Raw genomic sequence first — 24,012 nt, 5'->3', positions numbered from 1 at the left:
CACCATCGCGCTGATGACCTGGTGAACCTCGAGGCCCCGGCGGAAGGTCAGGTGTGCCGGCCGAACGCCCGGCCCGTGAGGGCGAGGAACTGCGCACCGAGGTGTCCACGAAGTTCCGTCGTGTGGCGTGGCCCGTGAGCTGGAGGCCGCGGGCTACGCCCTCGAACGCTGGTGGACCGACCCGCGGGGGCGCTTCGCCCTGAGCCTGGCCCGCGTCGTCGGACGGGGTTCCCGGCTAGGCCACCAGCTTCCGGCTGCGGGCGGGGTGCTCGAGCACGGCGGCGCTGTCGGCGCACTGGTCGACCGCGCCGAGCAGCGGCAGGGAGGCCACCTCCGGGTCGGTGATCGCGGCGCGCAGGGCGGTGGTGAAGCGGTCGGCGCGCAGCACCCGGAACGGGCGGTCGTGGTACGGGCGGGTGGTCGGGTCGACCGGTTCGGCCAGGCCGAGGTCGTCGCACCGCGCGGCGATCCGCTCGTACGCCACGGCCAGGTGGTCCTCCCGCGAGCGCCAGTCGGTCGCCGCCACGGCGGCCCGCAGCACGGGCACGAGGTCGGCGTACCGGGCGAACGCGCTGCCGAGCCACTTGTCGTACGGCGGGTAGCGGCGGTCCAGCAGCAGGCGCAACCGCATCAGGTCACGGGTCAGCCTGGCCGCGACGACGGCCGACCCGAGCTCGTCCCCGACCTCGCCGCACCGCCCGATGAACGCCTCCTCCTCCGCGACGCGCGCCCACTGGCACGCCAGCACGTGCCGCCACACGTCGTCCGGGTACCACCGGAGCGCCTCGCGCGCCGGCGTCAGCACCCCGAGCCCGTCGTGGAACACCGCGCCGGCCGTCGTCTCCGCCAACCGCTGCGTCGGCACGCCCAACCAGTCCCGCACGGTCACGCCTCCACGCGGGTCGAACCCCAACCGCCGGTCGAACCACGTGGCCGCGTCGGTGACGTCCACCCGGTGGCGCACCGGCCCGTCCGTCAGGGCCATCCGCCCGACACCCTCGTCCTCCGTGCCGACGAAGTGCGTGGGGTACCCGAGGAACACCTTGGGCAGGTGCTCGGCCAACGCCGTCCCGATGTCGTCGGCCCGCGTGTCGTCCGGGTCGAGGAACAGCTGCAGGCGCGGCCCCCACTCGTGGTCGGCGGACCGCCCGGTGTCGAAGCCGAGCACCTCCGAACCGGCGCCCAGCCGGGCCGCGCTGTGCGGCACCTCGCCGAAGTGCGTCCTGACCAGCGGTTCGACCGCCTCCCGGTAGAACCGCTCGGCCAGCACCAGGCCCGGCATGAACCGTCCGTCGGCCACGAATCCTCCGTTCTGCGGGTGTTGCCAGACACGATCGAGTGAAAGCCTCGCGCGATGACGTCGCGATGTCACTGAGGGGCGACGTCGAGTGAACCGAGGGAGCGCTACCGCATGCAACTCCGTAACAGAGCGCTGGTTCTCGCGCTGGCCGTGGGCACGGCCGCGTCCGGTCTCGTGGGAACCGGCGCCGCCGCCGCACAGGAAGCGCGAGGCGCCACCCCCGTCCAGTGGGCGGCCTGCGCGCAGGACGTCCTGGACGAGATCCCGGCCGCGCAGCGCGACAAGGTCAGCTGCGCCAACCACCCCGTGCCGCTGGACCACCGCAAGCCCGACGGCGCCAAGATCACCATCGCGCTGATGAAGCGCCCGGCCGACGACCAGGCGAACAAGGTCGGCTCGCTGTTCATCAACCCCGGCGGCCCGGGCGGCGCCGGCCTGATCTACTCGGCCTACGGCAGCTCGTTCTTCCAGCCGGAGGTCATGAAGCGGTTCGACCTGATCGGGTTCGACCCGCGCGGCGTCGGCCGCAGCTCGCCGCTGCGCTGCTTCACGACCCTCGAAGAGGCCAACGAGGTCTTCGGCCGCATGTCCGGTGTCCCGGTCACGCGCACCGAGATCCGCAACACCATGGACGCGACCAAGGACTACACCGACGCGTGCGCGCGCAACGCGGGCCCGTTGCTGGACCACATGTCCACCGAGGCCGTCGCACGTGACCTCGACCTGCTGCGGCAGGGTGTCGGCGACCGGCAGCTCACGTTCGTCGGCTTCTCCTACGGCACGCTGCTCGGCGCGACCTACGCCAACATCTTCCCGTCGAAGTCGCGCGCCCTCGTGCTGGACGGCAACGTCGACCCGGCGCTGCGCACCTCCAACGGCGCGGAGTACGACCGGCAGCGCGCGAAGGGCTTCGAGCTCGCGCTGGACGCGTTCCTGGAGCGCTGCGACGCCGAGGGCGACAAGTGCGCCTACAGCGACGGCGACCCGCGCGCCAAGTTCGACGAGGTGCGAGACCACCTGCGCACGCGGTCCATCACCCTGCCCACCAACCAGGTCGTGACCTACGAGGGCTACATCGGCCGGGTCGGCAGCGACCTGTACGCGCCGACCCGCTTCAAGGCGCTGGCCGCGTGGTTGCAGAGCATCTACGCGGTGCTGCACCCGGGCGCCGCCACGTTCTCCGCGCAGGAGCAGGCCGACCTGCTGCCGCCGTTGGCGAACAAGCGCGGTCTGGCGGACGTCCGCGCCGGGCTCACGGGTGACACCGAGTACCTGGCCGACGACTCGTACTACGGCGTGAACTGCACGGACAAGCCGTTCCTCCGGGTGCCGCAGCTGTTCCCGGCGGTGGCCGCGAAGTGGGAGCGGGAGTCGCCGACGTTCGGCCGCTCGCAGGCCGCGTCCGACCTGCTCACGTGCGCGACCTGGCCGGTGCCCCGCCCGGACCGCTGGGCCGGGCCGTGGAACAAGCGCACGCCGAACCCGGTCGTCGTGGTGGGCAACTACTACGACCCGGCCACGCAGTACGAGTTCAGCAAGCGCATGGACCGCCAGCTCGGCAACGCGCGGCTGCTCAGCGTGGACGCGTTCGGGCACTGCATCCTCGGCGACAGCGCCGGCGTCGACACCGCGGTGACCGACTACCTCGTGAACCTCAAGGCCCCGGCGGACGGCCAGGTGTTCCAGCCGAACGCCCAGCCGTTCTAATGGCACCGGGTGCGGCCGTCGCGAAGGCGACGGCCGCACCCGCCAGGACCACCCACTCCGTCGGCACGGGCATGGTGCGCAGCCAGGTCAGGCCCAGGTAGGCGACGGCGGTGAGCAGCACGATCGGGCTGCGGCTCCGCCACGACCACACCGCCAGCCCGACCGCGACGACGAACGCCAGGAACAGCTCGTCGTGGTCGACCCACGGGCCGACCGCCACGGCGATGGCGACCCCTTCGATCCCGCCGGTCTCGTTCCGCCCGCCGGGCGCGTTCGCGAGCATCGGGGGGAGCTCCGGCGCCAGGAACACCCGGTCCAGCACCGGCCACACCACCAGGCCGATGCCGACCAGCAGCAACGGGTACCAGACGCCGGGACGGCGGGTGCTCAGGTCGTAGGCGGCGACTGCCACCGCGGCGACCACCAGCACGAGCGCGCTGTAGTGCCACAGCGAGCCGAGCAGCCCGACGATCGCCACCACGTGCCACGGCCGCACCCGGTCGACCGTGCAGTGCGCGAGCACCGCACCGGCCACGATCACCAGTTCCGGGTGCGGCGGGAAGTCGACCGCAGGCACGACCGGGGGGAGCGACGTGAGCGGCGCGTAGGCGAACCAGCCGAACTCCTCGACCGGTTCCCGCCGGAAGTGCCAGACGGCGGCCAGGTACCCCAGCGCTGTGACCGCGACGACGTGGCTGCGCGCCCGCCACGCCCAGATCCCCAGGCCGACGGCGACCACCAGGCCGAACAGGAACTGCCACAGGTCGAACGCGGTCGACCCCACCGAGAGCCACCACACGTCGGCGAACCCGCCCGCCGACGTCAGCGCGAACGCGGTCGACCCGGTCACCAGCAACGGGAACCAGGCGCCGGGCCGCTCGGCGTGCGCCTCGCGTGCCTTGACCAGCAAACCGGCGATCACCAGCGGGAACGTCACGTCCAGTGGCGGGCCGCCCGCCACCAGCGGGAGGGCGAGCCCGACCAGCACCGGCAACGCCCACAAGGTCTTCCACCACACGGTGTCCACCACGGCCCCCATAAGGGCGCAACCCTAGCGGCCCTCCGAGAGCCCGATCCGGGCGTGCACCCGGCGCAGCCACGCCGGAGCCCACCAGTTGGCACGTCCCGCCAACCGCATCAGCGCGGGCACCAGCACGGCGCGCACGAACGTCGCGTCGACGACGATCGCCACCGCCAGCCCCGCGCCCAGCATCTGCAGGTACATCACGCTGCCCGTGGTGTACGCGGCGAACGACAGGGCCAGGATCGCGGCGGCGGCCGTGACCAACGGCGCGCTGCGCTGGATCCCGGCGGTGACGGCGGCCCGGTCGTCACCGGTGCGGGCGTGCTCCTCGGCGATGCGGGACACCATGAACACCTCGTAGTCCATGGACAGGCCGTAGGCGATGCAGAACATCAGGATCGGGATGCTCGGCTCGACCGCGCCGGTGGGCGTGAAGCCGAGCAGTTGCGCCAGGTTGCCCTCCTGGAATCCCCACACCACCACGCCGAACATCACGGCCAGGCTGAGCAGGTTCAGCGCGGTCGCCTTGACCGGCAGCAGGACGCTGCCCGTCATCAGGAACAGCAGGACGAACGTCACCGCCACGATCAGGCCCACCACCAGCGGCACCCGGTCGGCGAGGGCGTCGCGGAAGTCGGCGAGCTCGGCCGGGTAGCCGCCGACGAGGTAGTCCGGCTCCAGCGCGCGCACCCGCTCCACCAGTTCCGGCACGTCACCGGAGAGCGCTTCCTGGGACGGGATCGCCGACCACGTGGTGCCGTAACCGTTGGTCGTGACGTCGACCTGCACGATGCCGGGCACGTCGCCGAGCCGCGCCGCGTAGTCGTCGCCGGCTTGGACGTCCTCGGCGATGACGCGGATGGCGTCGGTCTGCTCCTGGCCGAAGCCGGCGCGGATCTCCTCCTGCACCACCCGGCTGGACGCGTCCGGCGGCAGGATCCGGTCGTCGGGCAGGCCGAACCGCAGGCCCAGCACCGGCGCGGCGAGCAGGAGCAGCAACGCCAGCACCGCGCCGCCGACCAGCAGCGGGCGGTTCATCACCGCGTTCGCCGTCCGCGCCCAGAAGCCGGTGGCGCGTTCCGCTGCCGGGTGCGGCTTCAGGCACGCCAGGGCCGCGGGCAGGACCGTGAGCGCGCCGAGCACGGACAGGCCGACCACCAGCACGCCCGCGTAGGCGAAGGAACGCAGGAACGGGAAGGGGAACAGCACCAGCATGGCCAGCGACGCGGCCACCGTGAGGCCGCTGAACAGGACCGTGCGGCCGGCCGTCGCGACCGCCCGTTCGACGGCTGCCGGCACGGTCGCGCCGCCGGCGAGCTCCTCGCGGTAGCGGGCGATCACGAACAGGCAGTAGTCCACGCCCAAGGCCAGGCCCATGACCAGCGTGATGTTCGCCGCGAACGTCGACACCTCGGTGAAGCGCGTGAGGCCGCGCAACGCGGCGAGGGTGCCCACCATGGCGAACAGCCCGATGCCGAGGGTGGTCAGCGCCAGCGACACCCGCCGGTACAGCAGCACCAGCAGGAGCAGAACCACCGGCACCACGATCATCTCGGCGCGCAGGAAGTCCTGCGCGGCCTGGGCGCCGACCTGGCGGAACACCTCGTCCTGCCCGCCGACGCCCACCTCGATCACGTCGTCGGCGCGGGTGAACCGCTCGGAGAGCCCGGCGATGGCCGCGCGCGCTTCAGTGGCGCTGCCCGGCACCCAGGCCAGGATCAACGCCTGGCCGCCGTCCTCTGACCGCAGGGCAGGGCTGCGGCGGTCCCAATAGGACTCGACCTGCCGCACGTCCGGCGCGAGTTCGGCGGCCAGCGCGCGGGCCCGGTCGGCGGTCCGCGGGTCGTCCACGTCGCCGCCGCGTGCCGTGACGAGCAGCGTCAGGTTGGGGTTGCCGGTGTCGAACTCCTCCGCCAGCACCTCGGCCGCGCGCAGCGACTCCGTGCCGGGCGCCTCGAAGCGGGACAGCGACAGCGCCGACAACGCGCCGCTGCCCACGACGGCGGCGGCCACCGCGACGAGCGCGGCGACGATCAGGACCAAGCGTCGCCGGCGCACGGCGAAACGCCCCAGCAGGTGCACGGGGATCTCCTCGACCAGGTGTCGCACAAAATGCGAGCGAGTGCTCGTGTCGAGAAAGTACGAGTGATTGCTCGTGTTTGTCAACGGGTGAGAAGGTGGTGCCCGTGGAGCCGAAGGTGGTGCGCCGGCAGGCGCGGGGCGAGCGGCGGATGGCCGAGCTGCAGGACGCGGCGGCGGCCGTCTTCGCGGAGGTCGGCTACGAGGCCGCGACGACCAACGCCATCGCCGCGCGGGCGGGCGTGTCGCCGGGCACGCTGTACCAGTTCTACGGCAACAAGGAGGCCATCGCGCAGGCGTTGGCCGACCGGTACCTGGAGCAGCTGCGGTCGGCGCACGGCGCGTTGACGCCCGAGCTCGCGCACCTGCCGCTGGACGAGCTGATCGACCGGATGGCGGGCCCGATGGTGGCGGTGAACGTGGCCAACCCCGGGTTCAAGGCCCTGTTCGGCCGGTCCGACATGCCCGAGCAGCTGGCCGCGCCGACCCGGGCCGTGCACGCGGCGGTGTTCGGGCGGATCGACGCGGTGCTGGCCGCGCGCCGACCGGACCTGCCCGCCGCCGACCGCGCCCGCACCGCGCAGGTGACGATGCGGCTGTTCGGCGGGCTGATCCCGATGATCGTCTCGGCCGACGAGGGCGAGCGCCCGGCGTTGGTGGAGGAGCTGAAGAAGGTGCTGCGCGGCTACCTTGGACCGGTCGTGGGGTGATCCCGGCGCGAGCGTGAGGGGCGTCCCGGGTGTGGGCGCCCCTCACGGTCTCGCGGGAACCGCTACTTCGGCGGCGGCGGGACCAGGCAGCTCACGGGAGCCGACTGGTTGCCCGAGGCGTCCACGCCGTAGACGAGCGCGTCGCCCTTGAGCGTGATGCGCCAGTCGATGTCACCGACGCCGGGCTTCTGGTTGGGCGTCGCGCCCGGTGCCTGCACCAGCTTGATCTTGGTGCCGCTCGGGAAACCGCCGAAGACCGCCGGGCTGGCCGAGTCGGACACGAAGACCTGCGGGTTCGGGTCGACCGCGTCGGTTGCGGAGAGGACGAAGAACCCGTCCTCGTTGTCGGCGGGCGGCACGGTGCCACCGCCCGGGTTGTTGGTCGGCTCGCACGTCACGACCGGGGGAGTGGTGTCGACCCAGTCCTTCAGCACGTCGTCGCACACCTGGTGGCCCGCGGCGTGGGTGAAGCAGCCGCGGATCGAGTCCTGGCCGAGGCCCGCGAGGCCCTGCGCGGCCGGGTAGGTGAAGTCGACCGCGCCCGCGGCGGAGGTGTTGCCGTTGCCCGCACCGCCCGCGTTCGGGCCGCTGAGGATCGAGAAGTCGACCGGGACGTTCGCCACCGGGTCACCGAAGTCGTCGGTGACGGTCGCGGTCACGGTGTGCGTCTGGCCGGGCGTGCCCAGCTCGTTGACCTCGTGCTCGGGCTCCACGTCGATGGCCGCGGCGCACCCGCGCACGTTCACCGTCGGGTTGCCGAACGTCACGACGTGGCCCTCGGCGTCGGTGTAGGCGACGGTCGGGTTGACCGCGAGCGCGCCGCCACCGGTGGCCGGGAGGTGCGTCGCGGTGAACGTCAGCGTCACCGTCTCGGTGCCGAGTTCGGCGATGGTCCAGGTGAGCTGGTTGCTGTTCTGGGCGACCGAGCCCTTGGACACCGCCGCGCCGCTGATCGAGAACTGCGGCGACACCGTGTCGACCACGGTCACGCCGGTCGCCGCGGGCACCACGATGGCCGCGCCGATCGCCTCGAAGACCGCCTGCAGCTCGGCGGGGGTCGGCGCCTCGTAGTAGTGGACGCCGTCGTCGGGGTCCGTGGTCCAGTCGCGGATCTCGTCCGCGTCGACCGAGCCGAGTCCGATGCCGAAGATCTCGGTGCCGGCGTTGCGCGCCGCCGCGGCCGCGGGGCTCGCGTCGGGACCGACGGTCGTCTGGCCGTCGGTCATGATGACCATGATCTTCTCGTTCGTGGGCGCCGAGCCGGCGAGCTGCGCCTGCCCGGTGGTGATGGCCGCCGAGTGGTTCGTGCCGCCGGACGCGACCAGCGCGTCGATGGCGGACTTGGCCGCGTTCGCGTCGGACGACAGCGGGGTGTCGACGGAGGCGCCGTCGGCGAAGCTGACCACGCCGATGCGGCTGCCGTTGGCGATGACGCCGTCCAGCGAGCCGTCGGTGGCCTCGTCGATGATGTCCACGAAGGACTTGGCGGCGGCCTTCAGGTCGCCGATCGCGCCCTGCATGCTGCCGGACCGGTCGAGGACCAGTTCGATGTCGACCGGGTTGCCGGCGATGCCGGTCTCGGCGTCGAGCGTCACGGTGACCGGGACGGAGCCGCCGCAGGTGATGTCGGTGGCCCCCAGGGTCTTGGTGCCGGTGACGGTGCCGCCCGCGGCTGCCGCCCCGGTCGTCGTGGCCAGTGGCGCGGCCAGTGCGGCCAACAGGATCGCGGTCACGCCGCAAGCCCGTCTTCGAGTGTTCTTCTGCATTCGGTATCGCACCTCCTCGTGCGCGCCGACCTGACGTGAAATCCCCTCTGGAATCACGTTCGCGCATTCCGGTGCAGCAGGTGAGTCAGTCCCCGAACAGGTGCGGACCAGAGAAGATCCGACCGAATGACGGTTCCGTGCGAATCGGATGGCGTCGGCAGGACGAGGTTAAACGCGATTTTCCACGAAGGGCAATCGGTTCACCCGATCGGGTCAATGGGAATGGTCGGTCGTTTTCGATCTGCGAAGTGTTACCAGCAAGACTTGAATTGTGACGACAATGCGGCGGCGATGCGTCTTCGCACGCGTGGCGCGTGCCTGGGACACTGCTGTCGTGGCGCGGATCGAGCTCGTCCTCGGTGACATCACCGAGCAGGACGTCGACGTCGTGGTGAACGCGGCGAACTCGTCCTTGCTCGGAGGCGGTGGCGTGGACGGCGCGATCCACCGCAAGGGCGGCCCGGAGATCCTCGCCGAGTGCCGCAAGCTCCGGGCGGGGCACTACGGCGGCGGCCTCAAGACCGGTCAGGCGGTGGCGACCACCGCCGGCCGCCTGCCCGCCAAGTGGGTCGTGCACACCGTCGGCCCGGTCTGGTCGGCCACCGAGGACCGCTCCGGCCTGCTCGCCGACTGCCACCGCAACGCGCTGCGCGTCGCGGCCGACCTGCGCGCCGGGACCATCGCCTTCCCGGCGATCTCCACCGGTGTCTACCGCTGGCCGGTCGAGTCGGCGGCCCGGATCGCCCTGGCGGCTGTCGCCGACGCGCCGGCGCCGTTGACGGTCATCCGCTTCGTCCTTTTCGACCGCCTCGCGCACGACGCGTTCCGCTCCGCGGCCGAGTAAGCGAAAGGGCCGTCCACCCGGAAGCGGACGGCCCCCTCACCGTGACGACTAGCTGCGCACCATCTTGCGCAGCACGTACTGCATGATGCCGCCGTTGCGGTAGTAGTCGGCCTCACCGGGCGTGTCGATGCGGACCACCGCGTCGAACTCCACCTTCGAGCCGTCCGCCTTCGTCGCCACCACGTGCACCGTGCGCGGCGTGTCGCCGTCGTTCAGCGCCGTGATGCCGGTGAAGTCGAAGGTCTCCGTGCCGTCCAGGCCGAGTGACGCCGCCGTCCCGCCCTCGGGGAACTGCAGCGGCAGGACGCCCATGCCGATCAGGTTCGACCGGTGGATGCGCTCGAACGACTCGGCGATCACGGCGCGCACGCCGAGCAGCGAGGTGCCCTTGGCGGCCCAGTCGCGCGACGAGCCCGAGCCGTACTCCTTGCCCGCCAGCACGACCAGCGGGACGCCCGCCGCGGCGTAGGCCTCGGACGCGTCGTAGATCGTGGTCTGCGGCGCGCCCTCCTCCAGGAAGTTGCGGGTGAACCCGCCCTGCACGTCGTCCAGCAGCAGGTTGCGCAGCCGGATGTTGGCGAACGTGCCCCGGATCATCACCTCGTGGTTGCCGCGCCGGGAACCGTAGGAGTTGAAGTCCTTGCGCTCGACGCCGTGCTCGGTCAGGTACTTGCCCGCGGGCGAGTCGGCCTTGATCGCGCCGGCCGGCGAGATGTGGTCGGTGGTGACCGAGTCGCCCAGCAGCGCCAGCACGCGCGCGCCGCTGATCTCCGTCACCGGGGCCGGCTCCATCTGCATGCCGTCGAAGTACGGGGGCTTGCGGACGTAGGTCGACTGCGGGTCCCACTCGAACGTCTTGCCGGTCGGAGTGGGCAGCGACTGCCAGCGCTGGTCGCCCGCGAACACGTCGGCGTAGCCCTTGGTGAAGCCCTCCGGCGAGATCGCCGACGCGACGACCTCGGAGATCTCCTGCGGCGACGGCCAGATGTCGGCCAGGTACACCGGCTTGCCGTCCTGGTCCTTGCCGAGCGGCTCGGTGGTGATGTCCTTGTCCATCGAACCGGCCAGCGCGTAGGCCACCACCAGCGGCGGGGACGCGAGGTAGTTCATCTTGATGTCCGGGTTGATCCGGCCCTCGAAGTTCCGGTTGCCCGACAGCACCGACACCGCGGCCAGGTCGCCCTGGTTGATGCCCGCCGAGATCTCGTCCTGCAACGGGCCCGAGTTGCCGATGCACGTGGTGCAGCCGTAGCCGACCAGGTGGAAGCCCAGCTTCTCCAGGTACGGCAGCAGCCCGGCGCGCTCGTAGTAGTCCATGACGACCTTGGAGCCCGGCGCGAGGGTCGTCTTGACCCACGGCTTGCGCTCCAGGCCCTTCTCCACGGCCTTCTTCGCCAGCAGCGCCGCGCCGAGCATCACCGACGGGTTCGACGTGTTGGTGCACGACGTGATCGCGGCGATCGCCACCGCGCCGTGGTCCAGCTCGAACTCCGCGCCGTCCAGCGTGACCTTGACCGGCTTGGACGGTCGGCCCTCCGCGCCCTCGGCGGCGGACTGGAACACGTGCGGCTTGCCGCCCGCGTCACCGTTGCTCAGCGCGGGCGAGTCGCTGGCCGGGAACGACTCCTCGGACGCCTCGTCGACCGGCGAGTTCTCCACGCCGTCGGTGTGCGCGACGTAGGAGCCGAGCGCCTGCCGGAACGCCTCCTTGGCGTCGGTCAGCTCGATGCGGTCCTGCGGGCGCTTCGGGCCGGCGATCGACGGCACGATCGTCGACAGGTCCAGCTCCAGCGTCTCGGAGTACACCGGCTCGGCGGCCGGGTCGTGCCACAGGCCCTGCTCCTTGGCGTAGGCCTCGACCAGCGCCAGCTGCTCGGCGGAGCGGCCGGTCAGCTTCAGGTAGTCGATGGTCTCGCCGTCGATCGGGAAGATCGCGCAGGTCGAGCCGAACTCCGGGCTCATGTTGCCGATGGTGGCGCGGTTGGCCAGCGGCACCGCGCCGACGCCCGAGCCGTAGAACTCGACGAACTTGCCGACCACGCCGTGCTTGCGCAGCATCTCGGTGATCGTCAGCACCAGGTCGGTCGCGGTCGCGCCGGCGGGCAGCTCGCCGTGCAGCTTGAAGCCGACCACGCGCGGGATCAGCATGGAGACCGGCTGGCCGAGCATGGCGGCCTCGGCCTCGATGCCGCCGACGCCCCAGCCGAGCACGCCGATGCCGTTGACCATGGTGGTGTGGCTGTCGGTGCCGACCAGCGTGTCCGGGTAGGCCTGGCCGCCGCGGACCATCACCACGCGCGCCAGGTGCTCGATGTTCACCTGGTGCACGATGCCGGTGCCGGGCGGGACGACCTTGAACTCGTCGAACGCGGTCTGGCCCCAGCGCAGGAACTGGTAGCGCTCCTTGTTGCGCTGGTACTCCAGGTCCACGTTCAGCTCGAACGCGTCCGGCCGGCCGAAGATGTCGGCGATCACCGAGTGGTCGATGACCAGCTCGGCGGGCGCCAGCGGGTTGACCTTCGTCGGGTCGCCGCCGAGCTGGGTGACGGCCTCGCGCATGGTGGCCAGGTCGACCACGCACGGCACGCCCGTGAAGTCCTGCATCACCACGCGGGAGGGCGTGAACTGGATCTCGGTGTCCGGCTCGGACGAAGGATCCCAGCTGCCCAGCGCACGCACGTGGTCGGCGGTGATGTTCGCGCCGTCCTCGGTCCGCAGGAGGTTCTCCAGCAGGATCTTCAAGCTGTACGGCAGGCGCTCGGCGCCGTCGACCGCGCTCAGCCGGAACACCTCGTACGAGGCGTCGCCGACGGTGAGCGTGCCGCGGGCGCCGAAGCTGTCCTTGCTCGCTGGTGCAGTCACGTGAAACTCCATCTGGTGACGCGCAAAGTCGGTAGGGGAACTACTGCCGAGTCTCCCGCACCCGCGGGTGCGATGCCCTCTCACCCCAAACAGTACGCGTGTCCTGTATTCCGCTTCAACCCGGCCCTACCTTGATCGGGGCATCATCACACCCGTGGTGCGTCTTGATCGAATCGGCAAGCGCTACGGCCGCGGCCCGTGGGTGTTGCGCGACGTCACGCTCGCCGTGGAGCCGGGTGACGTGGTGGTGCTGCGCGGCGGCAACGGCGCGGGCAAGTCGACCCTCCTGCGCGTCGCGGCGGGCGTGACCGCGCCGACGAGCGGCCGGGTGAGCCGGGGCGCGTCGGTCGGGTACGCCCCGGAGCGGTTCCCGACCGGGGTGAAGCTGTCCGCCCGCGACTACCTGCGCCACCTCGCCGCCGTGCGCGGTGTGCCGGTCCGGTGGGAGTTGGTGGAGGCCCTCGGGTTCGTCGGCGACCCGGACGCGCCGATGGCCACCCTGTCGAAGGGCAACGCGCAGAAGGTCGCGCTGGCGCAGGCGCTGCACGCGACCGACCTGCTGGTGCTGGACGAGCCGTGGTCCGGGCTGGACTCCGCCGCGGGCGCGGTGCTCGGTGAGCTGGTGACGTCGTCGCGGGCCGCCGTCGTGCTGACCGACCACCACGGGCACGACCTGCCGGGCGCCCGCGAGGTGGCGCTCGGCGCGGTTCGACCCGGTGGCGTGGTGATCGAACTCGATCGGGTGGGGGAGGCGTTGGCGCTGCTCAGCGCGCTGGAAGGGGTGTTCGCGGCGCACGAGGTCGGCGACGGCGCGCGGGTCGAGGTGCGGGCCGGGTTCAGCGACGGAGTGCTGGCCGAGGCGCTGCGGCTCGGCTGCTCGGTGCGGAGCGTGAGGTCGTGACGGCGCTGGTGCGGTACCTGCTGGTCGACGTGCTGCGCACGCAGCGCTGGCTGCCGCCGCTGCTGCTGCACGTGGCCGTGCTCGGGATGCTCTACGCCTCCGACGCCGGCCCGCCGCTGCCCGCGTACGCCGGCGCGTGCGTGCTGGTCTACCCGGTGTCGGTGTGGCTGACGGTGGTCATCGCGACCGCGGAGGACCCGGTGCGGCGGACGGTGACCGTGGTGACCGCGGGGGGCTGGGCCCGCGCGCAGGCCGCCGTGACCGCGTTGGCCGTGCTCGGGGCGCTGGGCGTGGCCCTCGTCGCCGCGGTGGTGCCGGTCCTGACGCAACCCCGCCCGTACCCGCTCGGCACGGTGGCGCAGGGTTTCGCCGGGCTGGCGGTGTGCGCGCTGGTCGGCGTGGGCGTCGGCGTGCTGTGCAGCCGCCCGGTGATCACGCAGGCCGGCTGGTCGGTGCTCGCCGCGACGGCGCTGGTCGTGCTGGTGTTCCTGTTCGGCCGCACCCCGCCCGTCGGCAACGTGCTGTGGGCGCTGTCCCACGACGACGGCGTCCCGTCCGCGCTGGCGCTCTCGGGCCTGGTCGCGGTGCTGTTCGTGGCCGCCGCGACCTGGCTCGGCACAGCGGTGGGCCCCCGGCGCGGCTAGCCGGTGCTCGTGGCCGTCACCACTGACGGCGGACCGCGGCCTTGGCGCCGGTCACCAGGCTCGCCGGCGGCACGTCGTCGGCCACGACCGCGCCGGCGGCGATCACGGCGTCGCGCCCGATGGTGACGCCGGGCAGGATCGTCGCGCCGGCGCCGATCCACACGTTCTCCGCCACGTCGATGGGCCCGCCGCTGAGCCACCCCCGTCGCTCCTCGGGGTCGACCGGGTGACCGACGGTGATGAACGTGGCCTTCGGCCCGACCATCACGCGCTCGCCGAGGCGGATGCCCGCGTAGTCCAGGAACGTGCAGTTCTGGTTGATGAACACGCGTTCCGCGAGCTCCAGGCGGAGGCCGTGGTCGGTGTAGAAGGGCGGGTAGATCGTGACCTTGTCCGGCAGCGGCCGGCCGAGGATCGCGGTGAACAGCTCAGCCTTGCCCGCTTCGTCCTCGAACGGCAGGACGTTGAGGCGGGAGGTGAGCTCGGTGGCCCGCAGGACCCGCTCGGACATGGCCCGGAACTCGGCGCTGTGGATGCGCATGAGGCGGTCGTCGCGCATGACTGGGTCGCTTCCTCATCGTGGTGTCGTTCGGCGTGCCCTCAGTGCCGGTACGGGTGCCAGACGGTCCCGGGCGGCGTGGGCAGGCCGTGGAGGTGGTCGCTGGTGGGCCGGCCTCCTGGCGCACCAGCACGACCGGTTCGACGCCGTCGAGCAGTTCACCACCGCCCTGGACGACTACCGCGACCGGTGCGGCACCACCCGCGTCGCCACCACGCCCAAGGGCCTGGGTCCGGTCGAATACCGGACCCAGGCCCTCGCGGCCCGACCTTCAGCCAGCCGGTCCGACTCCAGGACCCCTTGGCGGGGACCCCCGCGGAGCGGTCCGGTGGTGTCGACCGACCTACTTGACCGCCTTGATCAGCTCGTCGATGTCCTTCGGCTCCAGGCCGCGCATCAGCGTCAGGAACAGCTCGCTGTACGTGCGGAACGGGCTGACGTACCACTTGCCGTCGACCTCGGTGGCGACCACGCCGACGCCGTCCTTCAGCACCTGCGCGCCGATCCGGGCGATCACGTCGACCGCGGCCGGCGGGATGTTCCGGCCACCCTGCTGCTCGACCAGCTGCGCGAGCTCGTCCGCGCACAGCCGCTGCGTCTGGCCCTGGGCGGTGGCGCTGTAGCAGTCACCGTCCCGGCTGACCTCGACGGTCTCGCCCTCGGCCTCGACCACCAGCTTGCGGATCGTGAGCAGCTTGCCGCCGGAGACGTCCTTCGAGTCCGTCTCGAGCTCGATCAGCTTCGCGCCCGAGGCGGACGTCTTGCCCATCTGGTCCAGGATCACCGGGCCGACGTCCTGCAGCACGCCCATCTCGTCCGGCGGCAGCAGCGCGATGACGCCCTCGACGTCGCCGTCGAGCGCCTTCTCGACCATCTGCTTCGCGGCGTCGTTGGCCGAGCCGGCGCCGGCCGGCGCGATGCCCTGGGCGGGCCACTTCAGGTCTTCCTTCTCCAGCGCGGCGTTCGCGATGGTGTAGAAGAGGCTCGGGTACCACTCGTCGCCGACCTTGATGGTGGCGATGCCGATCGGCTTGCCGTCGCGGTCGGCCTTCTCCTTGGCGAAGTCGATCGTGTCGGTCTCGGTGCCCGCCTTGTCCAGCTGCGGGCCGAGCGCCTCGACCAGCTTGTCGGTCAACGGGACCTGCTTGACGTCCGAGGTGATCGTGATCTTGCCCTCGACCACCTTGTTGATCGTCAGGCGGTCGTTGACCTTCTCCGCGGCGGCGTCGTCGAACTTGATGCCCTCGCTCTTGATCTGGATGCCGCTGAGCTTGTTCGGGTCCGCGTCCTTCTTCAGGATCTCCAGCCGCTTGGCCTCGCTGATCGTGGCCTCGGTGTAGTCCTTGCTGAGCTTCGCCTCGGCGGGCGCCAGACCGTTCATGATGCCCAGGACGTCACCGCTGCCCAGCGCGTTGAGCAGGTTGTTCGCCGCGGTGGACGGGCTCTCGGCGCCGGCCGCGACCTCGTCGGAGCTGCGCAGCGCCCACACCGTGGCGACCGTGCCGGCGGCCAGCGCGAGGACGGCCACGACGGCGGTGATCACCAGGCCGGTGCGCTTCTTCTTCGGCGGCTCGCCACCCGAGAAGCCGGACGGCCCCTGGCCGTAGGGCTGGCCGAACTCCTGCTGGTAACCCTGCTGCGGGAAGCCCTGCGGACCCGTCTGCGGGAAGCCGTGCTGCGGCTGGGGCCCGGTCTGCGGGTAACCGCCCTGCTGCGGGTACCCGCCCTGCTGGTAGCCACCCTGTTGGGGGTAGCCGCCCTGCTGCGGGCCCTGCTGCGGGTAGCCCCCCTGCTGCGGCTGGCCGTACGGGTTGTTCTGCGGTGGCCATTCGCCTCCGCCGCCACCTGGGTACGTCACGGTGCTCCTCCTGGAGTGCTGATCGCTGTGCGGGATTTCGCGGTGAGCACGGTGATCGCCCCGGCGATCCCCAGCACAGCACCACCGAGGGTGGTCACCGGTCCGGTCAGGCTGATCCCGACCAGTGCCGCCTCGTTGCCCCCTTGGACGGCGGCAAGTGCCGCCACCGTTCCCGCAATCGTGCCAAACACTAGTGCGAGCCATGCCGCGATCCGGTGAAAACGCACCGCCCAAAGCACCACGCAGCACACGGCCAAGGGGGTGAGTGCCACCCACGCGCCGCGCACGATCTCGCCCGGCACACCGTTCAACCCCGCGAAACCACGCAGAGCGAGCACCTCGTAACTGGTCCTCGTGACCGTGCCCGAGCGCAGCCAGGGCAGGAAGAAACCCGTCACGGCCGTGACCAAACCGATAACTCCGAGCACCGCGCCCGTCCAGCGTCTGATTGTCGGCTCCCCCGACGGTGTCCCGCGCACGACCACATGCTCGCAGGCGTGTGGGACGGTGGTGACATGAGTGCACGGGACGTGATGGCCTTCGCGCGGCGCATCACCGCGCTCACCGGCGCGGGCGTTTCGGTGGAGTCGGGGGTCGTGCGGTTCCGGTTCGACGCGGCGGCGTTCCTGACGTCCGCGCGCGTGCGTCGGGAGGCGTGGGAGTCCTGGCTGGACGATCCGATGTGGACGGCCGAGCCGAACGCCGCGCACCGCGCGTTGGCCGGGTTGCAGCGGGCCGGGCGGGTGCGGTCGTTGCTGACGCAGAACGTCGACGGCCTGCACCAGCGGGCCGGGTCCGAGGTGATCGAGCTGCACGGGTCGATGGCACGTGTGGTGTGCGTCTCATGCGGCGCCGTCGGCACGATGGGCGACGCGCTGGCGCGGGTTCGCGGCGGCGAGGTCCCGCCGGACTGCACGGCGTGCGGCGGGGTGCTGCGGCCGGCGGCGGTCGCGTTCGGCGAGCCCCTGCACGACGACGTGCTGCGCGCGGCGCGGGTGGCGGTGCTCGACTGCGACGTGATGCTGGTGGCCGGGACGTCGCTCGTGGTCGAGCCGGCCGCGCGGTTGGTGCCGTTGGCGGCGAAGGCGGGCGCGTCGGTGGTGATCTGCGCCGTCGACCCGACGCCGTACGACTCGCTGGCGGCGGCGGTGGTGCGCGAGCCGGCCGCGTCGGCGCTGCCGGAACTGGCCGCCGTGCCCGTGGTGGCGAACGGCCCGATCCGCACCTGGGGCGACCCGAGCACCTGGTGAAGCACCCGTTCGTGGCGCTCAACCACCCGTACGTGAGCGCATCGCGGTGCAAGGGTGACCGCATGGGGAGTCAACAGTCACCGATCAACCTCTGTGACGCGGTGGTGGTGCCAGGGCTGGTCGACGAGGTGGACGTGCGCTGGCGCGCCGACCAGTTCAGCGCCTGCGACGAGGGCCACGGTTGGCGGTTCCGGCCGAGGGGCGAGCACCTGGTGTGCTTGGGCGGGCAGGAGTTCCGGCTCGACAACCTCCACTTCCACCGGCCGAGCGAGCACTGGGTGCGCGGCCGGTCGCGTGGCGCGGAGATGCACGCCGTCCACCTGAGGGCGGACGAAGCGCTGCGGGCGTGCGTGGTGGCGGTGTTCGTCGACCTCGGCGAGCCGGGCCCGTCGGAGGGGAAGCCGCCCAGCGGCATCGACCTGCCGGCGCTCTTCCCGGGCGGCGGCTTCCACCGCTACGAGGGCTCGCTGACCACGGGCGAGTTCGACGAGATCGTCAGCTGGGTCGTGATGGACCGGTCGGTCCAGGTGGACGACCCGGCCCTGCGCGCGTTCGTCCGCACGCACGCCGACCACCCCCGCCCGGTGCAGCCGGTGAACCGGAGGTTCGTGCTGGCGACCGGGTGACGTGGAGGTAGCCGGGGCTGTGGCGGGTAAATAAGGTCACCTCGTATGCGCGTACCCCTGACTGTCGCCGATTTCCTCCACCGGGCGGAGCAGGTCTTCGCCGACACCACGGCCTCCGTCGACGAGCCCGTCCAGCCCGCCGCGCCCGTGCCGAGGTCGACCTACGGCGAGTTCGCCACCCGCGTCCGCGCCTGGCAGGCCGGGTTCGACGCGCTCGGCCTCGGCGAGGGCGACCGGGTCGCCGTGGTCAGCCACAACTCGGCCCGGCTCCTCGAACTGCTGCACGCGGTGCCCGCCACCGGCCGCATCGCGGTGCCGGTGAACTTCCGCCTGCGGCCCGACGAGGTGTCCTACATCGTCGAGCACAGCGGCGCGTCCGCGCTGCTCCTCGACCCCGAACTGGAGCTGGACGGCGTCACCGCGCGGCACCGCTTCGTGCTCGGCGAGCAGACCGAGACCGAGCTGATGCGCTTCGACACCGAGCCGCGACCCTGGCGCGAGCCGGACGAGGACGCCACCGCCACGATCAACTACACCTCCGGCACGACCGCCCGGCCCAAGGGCGTCCAGATGACCCACCGCAACATCTGGATCAACGCCGTCACGTTCGCCATGCACGCCCGAGTCTGGGAACGCGACGTGTACATGCACGTCCTCCCGATGTTCCACTGCAACGGCTGGGGCATGCCCTACGGCCTGGCCGGGCTCGGCGTGCCGCAGGTCGTGCTGCGGAAGGTCGACGGCACGGAGATCCTCAACCGGGTCCGCGACCACGGCGTCACGCTGATGTGCGGCGCGCCCGCCGTGTGGAACGCCGTGCTGGACGCCGCGCAGGGCTGGGACGGCGAGATCCCCGGCCGCGACCGGGTCCGCATCATCTGCGCGGGCGCGCCGCCGCCCAGCCGCACCATCGCCCGCGTGGGCGAGGAGCTCGGCTGGGAGTTCCTGCAGCTCTACGGCCTGACGGAGACCTCGCCGCTGCTGACCTTCAACCGCACCCGACCGGCCGACGACGAGCTGCCGCCGTCGGAACGGGCGCGCAAGCTGTCCCGGGCCGGCGCGCCGGGGCTCGGCGTGCGGCTGAAGGTGTCCGACACCGGCGAGGTGCTGGCCCGCGGGAACGTCGTCATGGCCGGCTACTGGGAGAACCCCGAGGCCGGCGCCCAGGCGTTGGAGGACGGCTGGTTCCACACCGGCGACGGCGGCGAGCTGGACGACGAGGGCCACCTGACGATCTCCGACCGCAAGAAGGACGTGATCATCACCGGCGGTGAGAACGTGTCGTCCATCGAGGTGGAGGACGCCCTGTTCGGCCACCCCGCGGTGGCCGAGGCGGCGGTCATCGGCGTGCCGCACGACAAGTGGGGCGAGACGATCAAGGCGCTGGTCGTGCGGGCCGAGGGCGCGGAGGTGACGGAGGCGGAGCTGATCGCGCACTGCAAGGCCCGGCTCGCCGGCTACAAGGCGCCGACGTCGGTCGAGTTCCGCGACGCCATCCCGCGCACCGCCACCGGCAAGGTGCAGAAGTTCAAGCTGCGCGAGCCGTACTGGGCCGACCTCGACCGCAAGGTCAACTGACCCGGTCGAGGGTGGTTCCCCGCGTCTGCTGTGACCCGTGTGGCTGAAGTTCAGGCTGGGTCGAGTGGAAGCAGTGAGGCACGAGTGGCAGAGTCGGTCTGCATAGCGCCGTTCGGCGTAATGCCGATCGGCCGAGTGCGCGGGGAGGGCGGCAGTCGTGACTCGATGGGTGATCCCGATCGCGATCGCGTTGACCACCGCGGTGGGGCTGGGCGGCACGGCGCACGCCACGCCGCCACCGCCGCCCAACCCCAGCGACGCCGAGATCAGCGCCGGCCGGCAGCAGGCCGACGCCAAGGCGGCCCACGTCGGTGAGCTGACCGGTCGGCTCACCGACGCCGAGGCGCGCCTGCGCGACCTCACCGACGAGGTCGCGTTCAAGCTGGAGCTGGCCAACAAGGCGCGGGTCGACCTCGACACCGCCCAGGGCGAGGCGGACCGGGCGCGCCGGGACGCCGACGCGGCGCGGGTCGAGGCCGACGCCGCCGCCCGGGCCGTCGAGGACGCCAGGGTGCGGCTGGACGAGTTCGCCGCCGCCAGCTTCGAGCAGGGCAGCCTGGTCGGCTCCGTCTCGGCCTACTTCGGCGCGACCAGCCCGCAGGACCTGCTCGCGCGCGCACAACTGCTCCAGGCCGTCAGCGAGTCGAGCCTCGACGCGCTGGACGACGTCGAGCGCACCCGCGCCGAGCAGGCGAACAAGGACTCCGCCGCGCGTGCCGCGCTCGACCTGGCGGACCGGAAGCAGGCCGCCGCGGACCAGGCCAAGCGGGACGCCGACGCGGCGCAGGCCACCGCCGTGCAGGCGCAGCAGGGCCAGGCCGCCGCCGCGCGGAGCATCCAGGACGACAAGGCCCGCGTGGAGGGCGAGCTGGACCACGCGTTGACCGCGGTCGAAGGGCTGGAGGACCAACGCGCCCAGTACGACCGGTGGCTGCGGGACAAGCGCCGCGAGGACGAGGAAGCCGCACGCCTGGCCGCCCTCGCCGCCGCGGCAGCGCCCCAGGCGCCACGACCGCCGACGGCCGCGGCGCCGAGCGGCCACGGTGTGGAGACCGTCGTCGCCCGCGCCCTGCAGCAGCTCGGCGTGCGGTACTCGTGGGGCGGCGGCAACTACGACGGCCCGACCGTCGGCATCCGGGACGGCGGCGTCGGCGACGCGCACGGCGACTACTACAGCGTCGGCTTCGACTGCTCCGGGCTGATGATGTACGCGTTCGCGGGCGTCGGCGTCTACCTGCCGCACTACAGCGGCTACCAGTACAACGCCGGCCGCAAGGTGCCGCTCGCCCAGGCGCGGCGCGGCGACATGCTGTTCTGGGGACCGAACGGCGGCACGCACGTCGCGCTCTACCTCGGCGACGGCATGATGGTCGAGGCGCCGTACTCCGGCTCGCACGTCCGCGTCGCCCCGGTCCGGTACGGCGGGATCATGCCGTACGCCACGCGCCTGCTGTAGCCGTCGCCGGCGGTCGGCCGGTCGCCGGCGGTCGGCCGCGAACCCGGGTCAACGCCGGTCGCCGACGGGTTCCAGTCGCAGCTCGCGGACCTCCTCGCGCAGCGCCCTGATCTCCTCCAGCAGCGCGTCGTCGGACGCGCCCGGCCGCGGTGAGGCCTCGGACTCCATCGCGCTGCACACCACCGCGATGAACAGGTTCAGCATGGTGAACGTGCCGATCAGCAGGTAGAGCACGAAGAAGATCCAGGCCAACGGCTGGGTGACCATCAGGTCGCGCATCACGTCCGACCAGCCGTCGCCGGTGGTGAGCTGGAACAGCGTCAGGATGGTCGCGCCGAGGTCGCCGAACCGGGGATCGCCGCCGGCGCGGAACAGGTTGACGGCGACCACGCTGCCCACGTACAGCATCAGCACCAGCAACCCGGACAGCGACAGCAGGCCCGGGACGGACTTCACCAGCGCGGTCACCACGCGGCGCATGCTCGGCACCATCGCGACCAGGCGCAACGCGCGCAGGATGCGCAGGGCCCGGATCACCGACAGCGGACCGGCCGCGGGCAGCAGGGAGACGCCGACGACCACGAAGTCGAAGATGTTCCACGGGTCGCGGAAGAACCGGAGCCCGTGCGCGTACAGCCGCGCGGCCAGTTCCAGGACGAAGATCGCCAAGGCGGTGTGGTCCAGCACGTCGAACACGTCGCCGTAGGACGCGACCAGTGCCGTCGACGTCTCGCAGCCGAGGGTGACCGCGTTGACCACGATCACCGCGATGACCATCCGCTGGAAGCGCCTGCCGTCCACGACATCGCGGACGCGGTCGCGCAAAGCCATGCCGAACTCCTCCTGCACGCGTCGGGGATCTTGCTCGATCGAGCACCGCCCCATCGGCAGGTCGGTCGTACGGCTTGAGCGGGTTCACCTGGTCGAGCGGAAGAAATCCGATTTAGCGCGGGTGTAATCGTCGTAGTCGTCGTCTCCGGCGTGCGCTTCGGCCGCACGGAGTTTCGCGGCCTCGTACGCTTTCCGCACGGCCGGGTCGGCGCGCAGCCGGTCGCGGAAGTCGATCGTCCGCCGGCGCCACGGGTTGCCGAGCTGCCGCACGTGCAGGATCGCGGTCTCCGCCGGGTCGGGTCGGACGTAGAGCCGTTTTGCGGTAGAGCTCCGCCGGCACCTCCGGGTCGGTGTGCCAGTCGTGGGTCACGCCGGGGGAGTCGGGGCGGGCGCCCTCGGCCGCGCGGAAGCCCAGCGCGGCCAGCGCGCGGTCGAGCCCGTCGGGGTCGGGCAACGCGGTCACGCCGAGCTGGAGGTCGACGAACCGCTTCGCGCGCAACCCCGGCACGGCGGTCGAGCCGATGTGCTCGTAGCTCCACGACGGCTCGGCGAGGTGCGCGCGCAGCCGGTCGAGCAGGCGGCGCGCGACAACGGGCAGCCGCGGGTCGTGGTCCTCCAGCACGGGCGGTGTGCGCGGCGGCGGGTCGATGCCCGCGAACCGGCGCGCGAAGGGCGCGATCCGCTCGGACCACACCGCGTCCACCCGGCCGGGACCGTCCACCACGACGTCCGCCCGCGGGTCCTCGACCCCGCTCACCACCAGCGCGGCGGGCCAGGGCGAGTCGGTCACGGTCACCAGCCCGGTCACGTCCGGCGCGCGCAACCGGTCCGCGACGGCCGGCGCGGACACCACTCCGACGAGCAGTCGTCGATCATCCATGCGCCCATGGTGGCGCGGACCCCGGGAAGCCGGGGCCCGCGCTCCGCGTCAGCGGTCCATCAAGGCGAACACTCCCCAGCCCATGTACTCGCGCTGGTAGCGCGCGTACCGGGCCGGCCCGGCCGCGAGTTCGGCGCGCATCACGGGCGCCAACTCGTCGTCCGGGTTCTCGTCAAGCCAACGGCGGGTGTTGAGCCACTGCGCCGCGACGTAGCGGTCCCAGCTGTCCTGGTCGGCCAGCACCATCTCGACCACGTCGCAGCCCAACCCGTCGAACTGCGCCAGGAGCCCGGGCAGCGACAGGAAGTCGTCCCGGCTGCTCGCGTGGCTGCCTTCCACGGCGGCCTGGTCGGGCGGGTCGAGCCGCCAGTACGGGTGCCCGATCAGCAGCAGGCCGCCGGGGCGCAGGCTGCGCCGCAACAGCTCCACCGTGCCGGGCACGCCGTCGCCGATCCACGCCGCGCCGACGCACGCGGCGATGTCCACCGGCTCGTCCGCGACGTGACCCGACGCGTCGCCGTGCGTGAACTCCAGCCGGTCGGCCACGCCCAGCTCGACCGCCCTGGCTTTCGCCGAGGCGAGGAACGTCGGGCTGAGGTCGACGCCCGTGCCGGTCAGCCCGTGGTCACGGGCCCAGGTGCACAGCATCTCGCCCGAACCGCAGGCGAGGTCGAGCACGCGCCACCCGGGTTCCGGGCGCAGCGCCCGCCCGAGGACGGCCAACTTGGCGTCGTCGAGCGGGTTGTGGATGCGGTGGGTGCTTTCACGGATGGTGAAACCACGGGGTATGTCCACTTCCGGTCCTCACGTCCAGGGGAAAGGTCTGCGTGATCGGCCGCTCGGCGGCCGTGGCCCGGACGGGCATGCAATGCACCTCGTTCGCACTGGTGAGGATGGACGGCGGTGAGGTTAGGCAGGGACCGCGAGCGTTGTCCACCGGTTTATCCCCACCCGTCTCACTTGGTTGTCCACTGTGGACTACGGGTGGATATGAACCCTATTCGGTGCCATCGCGGAATTGTGACCCTGGAAATGCGGAGAAATGCTCCTGATCACCCGAATGCGCGGCCCGGGTTCGGTAGCGTCAGTGGTCTGAGGGAGGAAGTCAAGTCCAGGGGGGACCATGACGGCCGGCCG

At 71.9% G+C, this 24,012-nt stretch carries 20 protein-coding genes and 2 pseudogenes; 10 read left to right on the top strand and 12 right to left on the bottom strand.

Annotation, left to right across the window (positions count from 1 at the left end):
* Positions 1–77: 77 nt before the first annotated feature.
* A pseudogene (locus AB0H12_RS26725) lies at positions 78–220 on the top strand (L-histidine N(alpha)-methyltransferase); the annotation flags it as partial.
* A 15-nt stretch (positions 221–235) separates the two neighbouring features.
* On the opposite strand, the gene AB0H12_RS26720 reads toward AB0H12_RS26725, so the two are convergent.
* Positions 236–1,300 (bottom strand): DUF4037 domain-containing protein, encoded by a 1,065-nt coding sequence (locus tag AB0H12_RS26720; protein ID WP_499626322.1) that lies wholly within the window; start codon positions 1,298–1,300, stop codon positions 236–238.
* A 111-nt stretch (positions 1,301–1,411) separates the two neighbouring features.
* On the opposite strand from AB0H12_RS26720, the gene AB0H12_RS26715 reads away from it, so the two are divergent.
* Positions 1,412–3,007 carry an alpha/beta hydrolase gene (locus AB0H12_RS26715; RefSeq protein WP_499626320.1) on the top strand — a complete coding sequence of 532 codons (1,596 nt, stop codon included), beginning with the start codon at positions 1,412–1,414 and terminating at the stop codon, positions 3,005–3,007.
* Here the strand turns inward: AB0H12_RS26715 and AB0H12_RS26710 are convergent.
* Together AB0H12_RS26710 and AB0H12_RS26705 are read right to left on the bottom strand one after the other, a co-directional pair.
* Complete coding sequence (locus AB0H12_RS26710; RefSeq protein ID WP_499626319.1) at positions 2,955–4,046, bottom strand: hypothetical protein; 1,092 nt, start codon at positions 4,044–4,046, stop codon at positions 2,955–2,957. The two genes, AB0H12_RS26715 and AB0H12_RS26710, sit on opposite strands and share 53 nt — an antisense overlap.
* Before the next feature lie 12 nt (positions 4,047–4,058).
* Entirely contained in the window at positions 4,059–6,140 is a 2,082-nt protein-coding gene (locus AB0H12_RS26705; RefSeq protein WP_499626317.1) for an MMPL family transporter, read from the bottom strand.
* 77 nt (positions 6,141–6,217) lie between these two features.
* On the opposite strand from AB0H12_RS26705, the gene AB0H12_RS26700 reads away from it, so the two are divergent.
* Complete coding sequence (locus AB0H12_RS26700; RefSeq protein ID WP_499626315.1) at positions 6,218–6,820, top strand: TetR/AcrR family transcriptional regulator; 603 nt, start codon at positions 6,218–6,220, stop codon at positions 6,818–6,820.
* A 62-nt stretch (positions 6,821–6,882) separates the two neighbouring features.
* Here the strand turns inward: AB0H12_RS26700 and AB0H12_RS26695 are convergent, their stop codons facing one another.
* Positions 6,883–8,553 carry a VWA domain-containing protein gene (locus tag AB0H12_RS26695; protein WP_499626313.1) on the bottom strand — a complete coding sequence of 557 codons (1,671 nt, stop codon included), beginning with the start codon at positions 8,551–8,553 and terminating at the stop codon, positions 6,883–6,885.
* 313 nt (positions 8,554–8,866) lie between these two features.
* Here AB0H12_RS26695 and AB0H12_RS26690 point away from each other — a divergent pair, with 313 nt between their 5' ends.
* The gene (locus AB0H12_RS26690) at positions 8,867–9,430 is read left to right on the top strand and encodes an O-acetyl-ADP-ribose deacetylase (protein WP_499626311.1); all 564 of its coding nucleotides are present in this window, start codon (positions 8,867–8,869) and stop codon (positions 9,428–9,430) included.
* A 48-nt stretch (positions 9,431–9,478) separates the two neighbouring features.
* Here AB0H12_RS26690 and AB0H12_RS26685 read toward each other — a convergent pair whose 3' ends face one another.
* Positions 9,479–12,292: an aconitate hydratase gene (locus AB0H12_RS26685; protein WP_499626309.1), complete on the bottom strand. Its 2,814-nt coding sequence runs from the start codon at positions 12,290–12,292 to the stop codon at positions 9,479–9,481.
* Positions 12,293–12,446: 154 nt separating this feature from the next.
* Between AB0H12_RS26685 and AB0H12_RS26680 the strand changes: the two genes are divergently transcribed.
* Together AB0H12_RS26680 and AB0H12_RS26675 are read left to right on the top strand one after the other, a co-directional pair.
* On the top strand, positions 12,447–13,193 hold the full coding sequence (locus AB0H12_RS26680) for an ABC transporter ATP-binding protein (protein WP_499626307.1): 747 nt from the start codon (positions 12,447–12,449) through the stop codon (positions 13,191–13,193).
* On the top strand, positions 13,190–13,837 hold the full coding sequence (locus tag AB0H12_RS26675; protein WP_499626305.1) for a hypothetical protein: 648 nt from the start codon (positions 13,190–13,192) through the stop codon (positions 13,835–13,837). The genes AB0H12_RS26680 and AB0H12_RS26675 overlap by 4 nt, the downstream gene beginning before the upstream one ends.
* A gap of 16 nt (positions 13,838–13,853) precedes the next feature.
* Here the strand turns inward: AB0H12_RS26675 and AB0H12_RS26670 are convergent, their stop codons facing one another.
* The 3 genes from AB0H12_RS26670 to AB0H12_RS26660 form a co-directional block, all read right to left on the bottom strand.
* Positions 13,854–14,396 carry a DapH/DapD/GlmU-related protein gene (locus AB0H12_RS26670; RefSeq protein ID WP_499626303.1) on the bottom strand — a complete coding sequence of 181 codons (543 nt, stop codon included), beginning with the start codon at positions 14,394–14,396 and terminating at the stop codon, positions 13,854–13,856.
* Positions 14,397–14,739: 343 nt separating this feature from the next.
* Positions 14,740–16,254, bottom strand: a complete 1,515-nt coding sequence (locus AB0H12_RS26665) for a flagellar basal body protein FliL (RefSeq protein ID WP_499626301.1) — start codon at positions 16,252–16,254, stop codon at positions 14,740–14,742.
* A complete protein-coding gene (locus AB0H12_RS26660; protein ID WP_499626299.1) occupies positions 16,251–16,652 on the bottom strand; it encodes a hypothetical protein in 402 nt (133 codons plus the stop codon). The genes AB0H12_RS26665 and AB0H12_RS26660 overlap by 4 nt, the downstream gene beginning before the upstream one ends.
* Before the next feature lie 117 nt (positions 16,653–16,769).
* Here AB0H12_RS26660 and AB0H12_RS26655 point away from each other — a divergent pair, with 117 nt between their 5' ends.
* The 4 genes from AB0H12_RS26655 to AB0H12_RS26640 all read left to right on the top strand — a co-directional run bounded on the left by AB0H12_RS26655 (position 16,770) and on the right by AB0H12_RS26640 (position 21,164).
* Positions 16,770–17,504, top strand: a complete 735-nt coding sequence (locus tag AB0H12_RS26655) for an SIR2 family NAD-dependent protein deacylase (RefSeq protein WP_499626297.1) — start codon at positions 16,770–16,772, stop codon at positions 17,502–17,504.
* Positions 17,505–17,566: 62 nt separating this feature from the next.
* The gene (locus AB0H12_RS26650; RefSeq protein ID WP_499626295.1) at positions 17,567–18,130 is read left to right on the top strand and encodes a carbonic anhydrase family protein; all 564 of its coding nucleotides are present in this window, start codon (positions 17,567–17,569) and stop codon (positions 18,128–18,130) included.
* Positions 18,131–18,175: 45 nt separating this feature from the next.
* Positions 18,176–19,708 (top strand): AMP-binding protein, encoded by a 1,533-nt coding sequence (locus AB0H12_RS26645; protein ID WP_499626293.1) that lies wholly within the window; start codon positions 18,176–18,178, stop codon positions 19,706–19,708.
* Between the two features lie 157 nt (positions 19,709–19,865).
* Positions 19,866–21,164 (top strand): NlpC/P60 family protein, encoded by a 1,299-nt coding sequence (locus AB0H12_RS26640; protein ID WP_499626291.1) that lies wholly within the window; start codon positions 19,866–19,868, stop codon positions 21,162–21,164.
* A 48-nt stretch (positions 21,165–21,212) separates the two neighbouring features.
* On the opposite strand, the gene AB0H12_RS26635 is transcribed toward AB0H12_RS26640, so the two are convergent.
* The 4 genes and pseudogenes from AB0H12_RS26635 to AB0H12_RS26620 all read right to left on the bottom strand — a co-directional run bounded on the left by AB0H12_RS26635 (position 21,213) and on the right by AB0H12_RS26620 (position 23,670).
* On the bottom strand, positions 21,213–21,995 hold the full coding sequence (locus AB0H12_RS26635; protein WP_499626289.1) for an ion transporter: 783 nt from the start codon (positions 21,993–21,995) through the stop codon (positions 21,213–21,215).
* An 84-nt stretch (positions 21,996–22,079) separates the two neighbouring features.
* Positions 22,080–22,265, bottom strand: coding sequence for a GrpB family protein (locus AB0H12_RS26630; RefSeq protein ID WP_499626288.1), 186 nt, complete (start codon positions 22,263–22,265; stop codon positions 22,080–22,082).
* Positions 22,266–22,440: 175 nt separating this feature from the next.
* A pseudogene (locus tag AB0H12_RS26625) lies at positions 22,441–22,875 on the bottom strand (GrpB family protein); the annotation flags it as partial.
* 48 nt (positions 22,876–22,923) lie between these two features.
* Positions 22,924–23,670 carry an SAM-dependent methyltransferase gene (locus AB0H12_RS26620; RefSeq protein WP_499626286.1) on the bottom strand — a complete coding sequence of 249 codons (747 nt, stop codon included), beginning with the start codon at positions 23,668–23,670 and terminating at the stop codon, positions 22,924–22,926.
* Positions 23,671–24,012 lie beyond the last annotated feature (342 nt).

Origin of the sequence: Actinosynnema sp. NPDC023794 (assembly GCF_040639675.1) — a bacterium.
GTDB lineage: Bacteria > Actinomycetota > Actinomycetes > Mycobacteriales > Pseudonocardiaceae > Actinosynnema > Actinosynnema luteola.
This window is presented reverse-complemented; position numbering and strand designations above follow the sequence as displayed.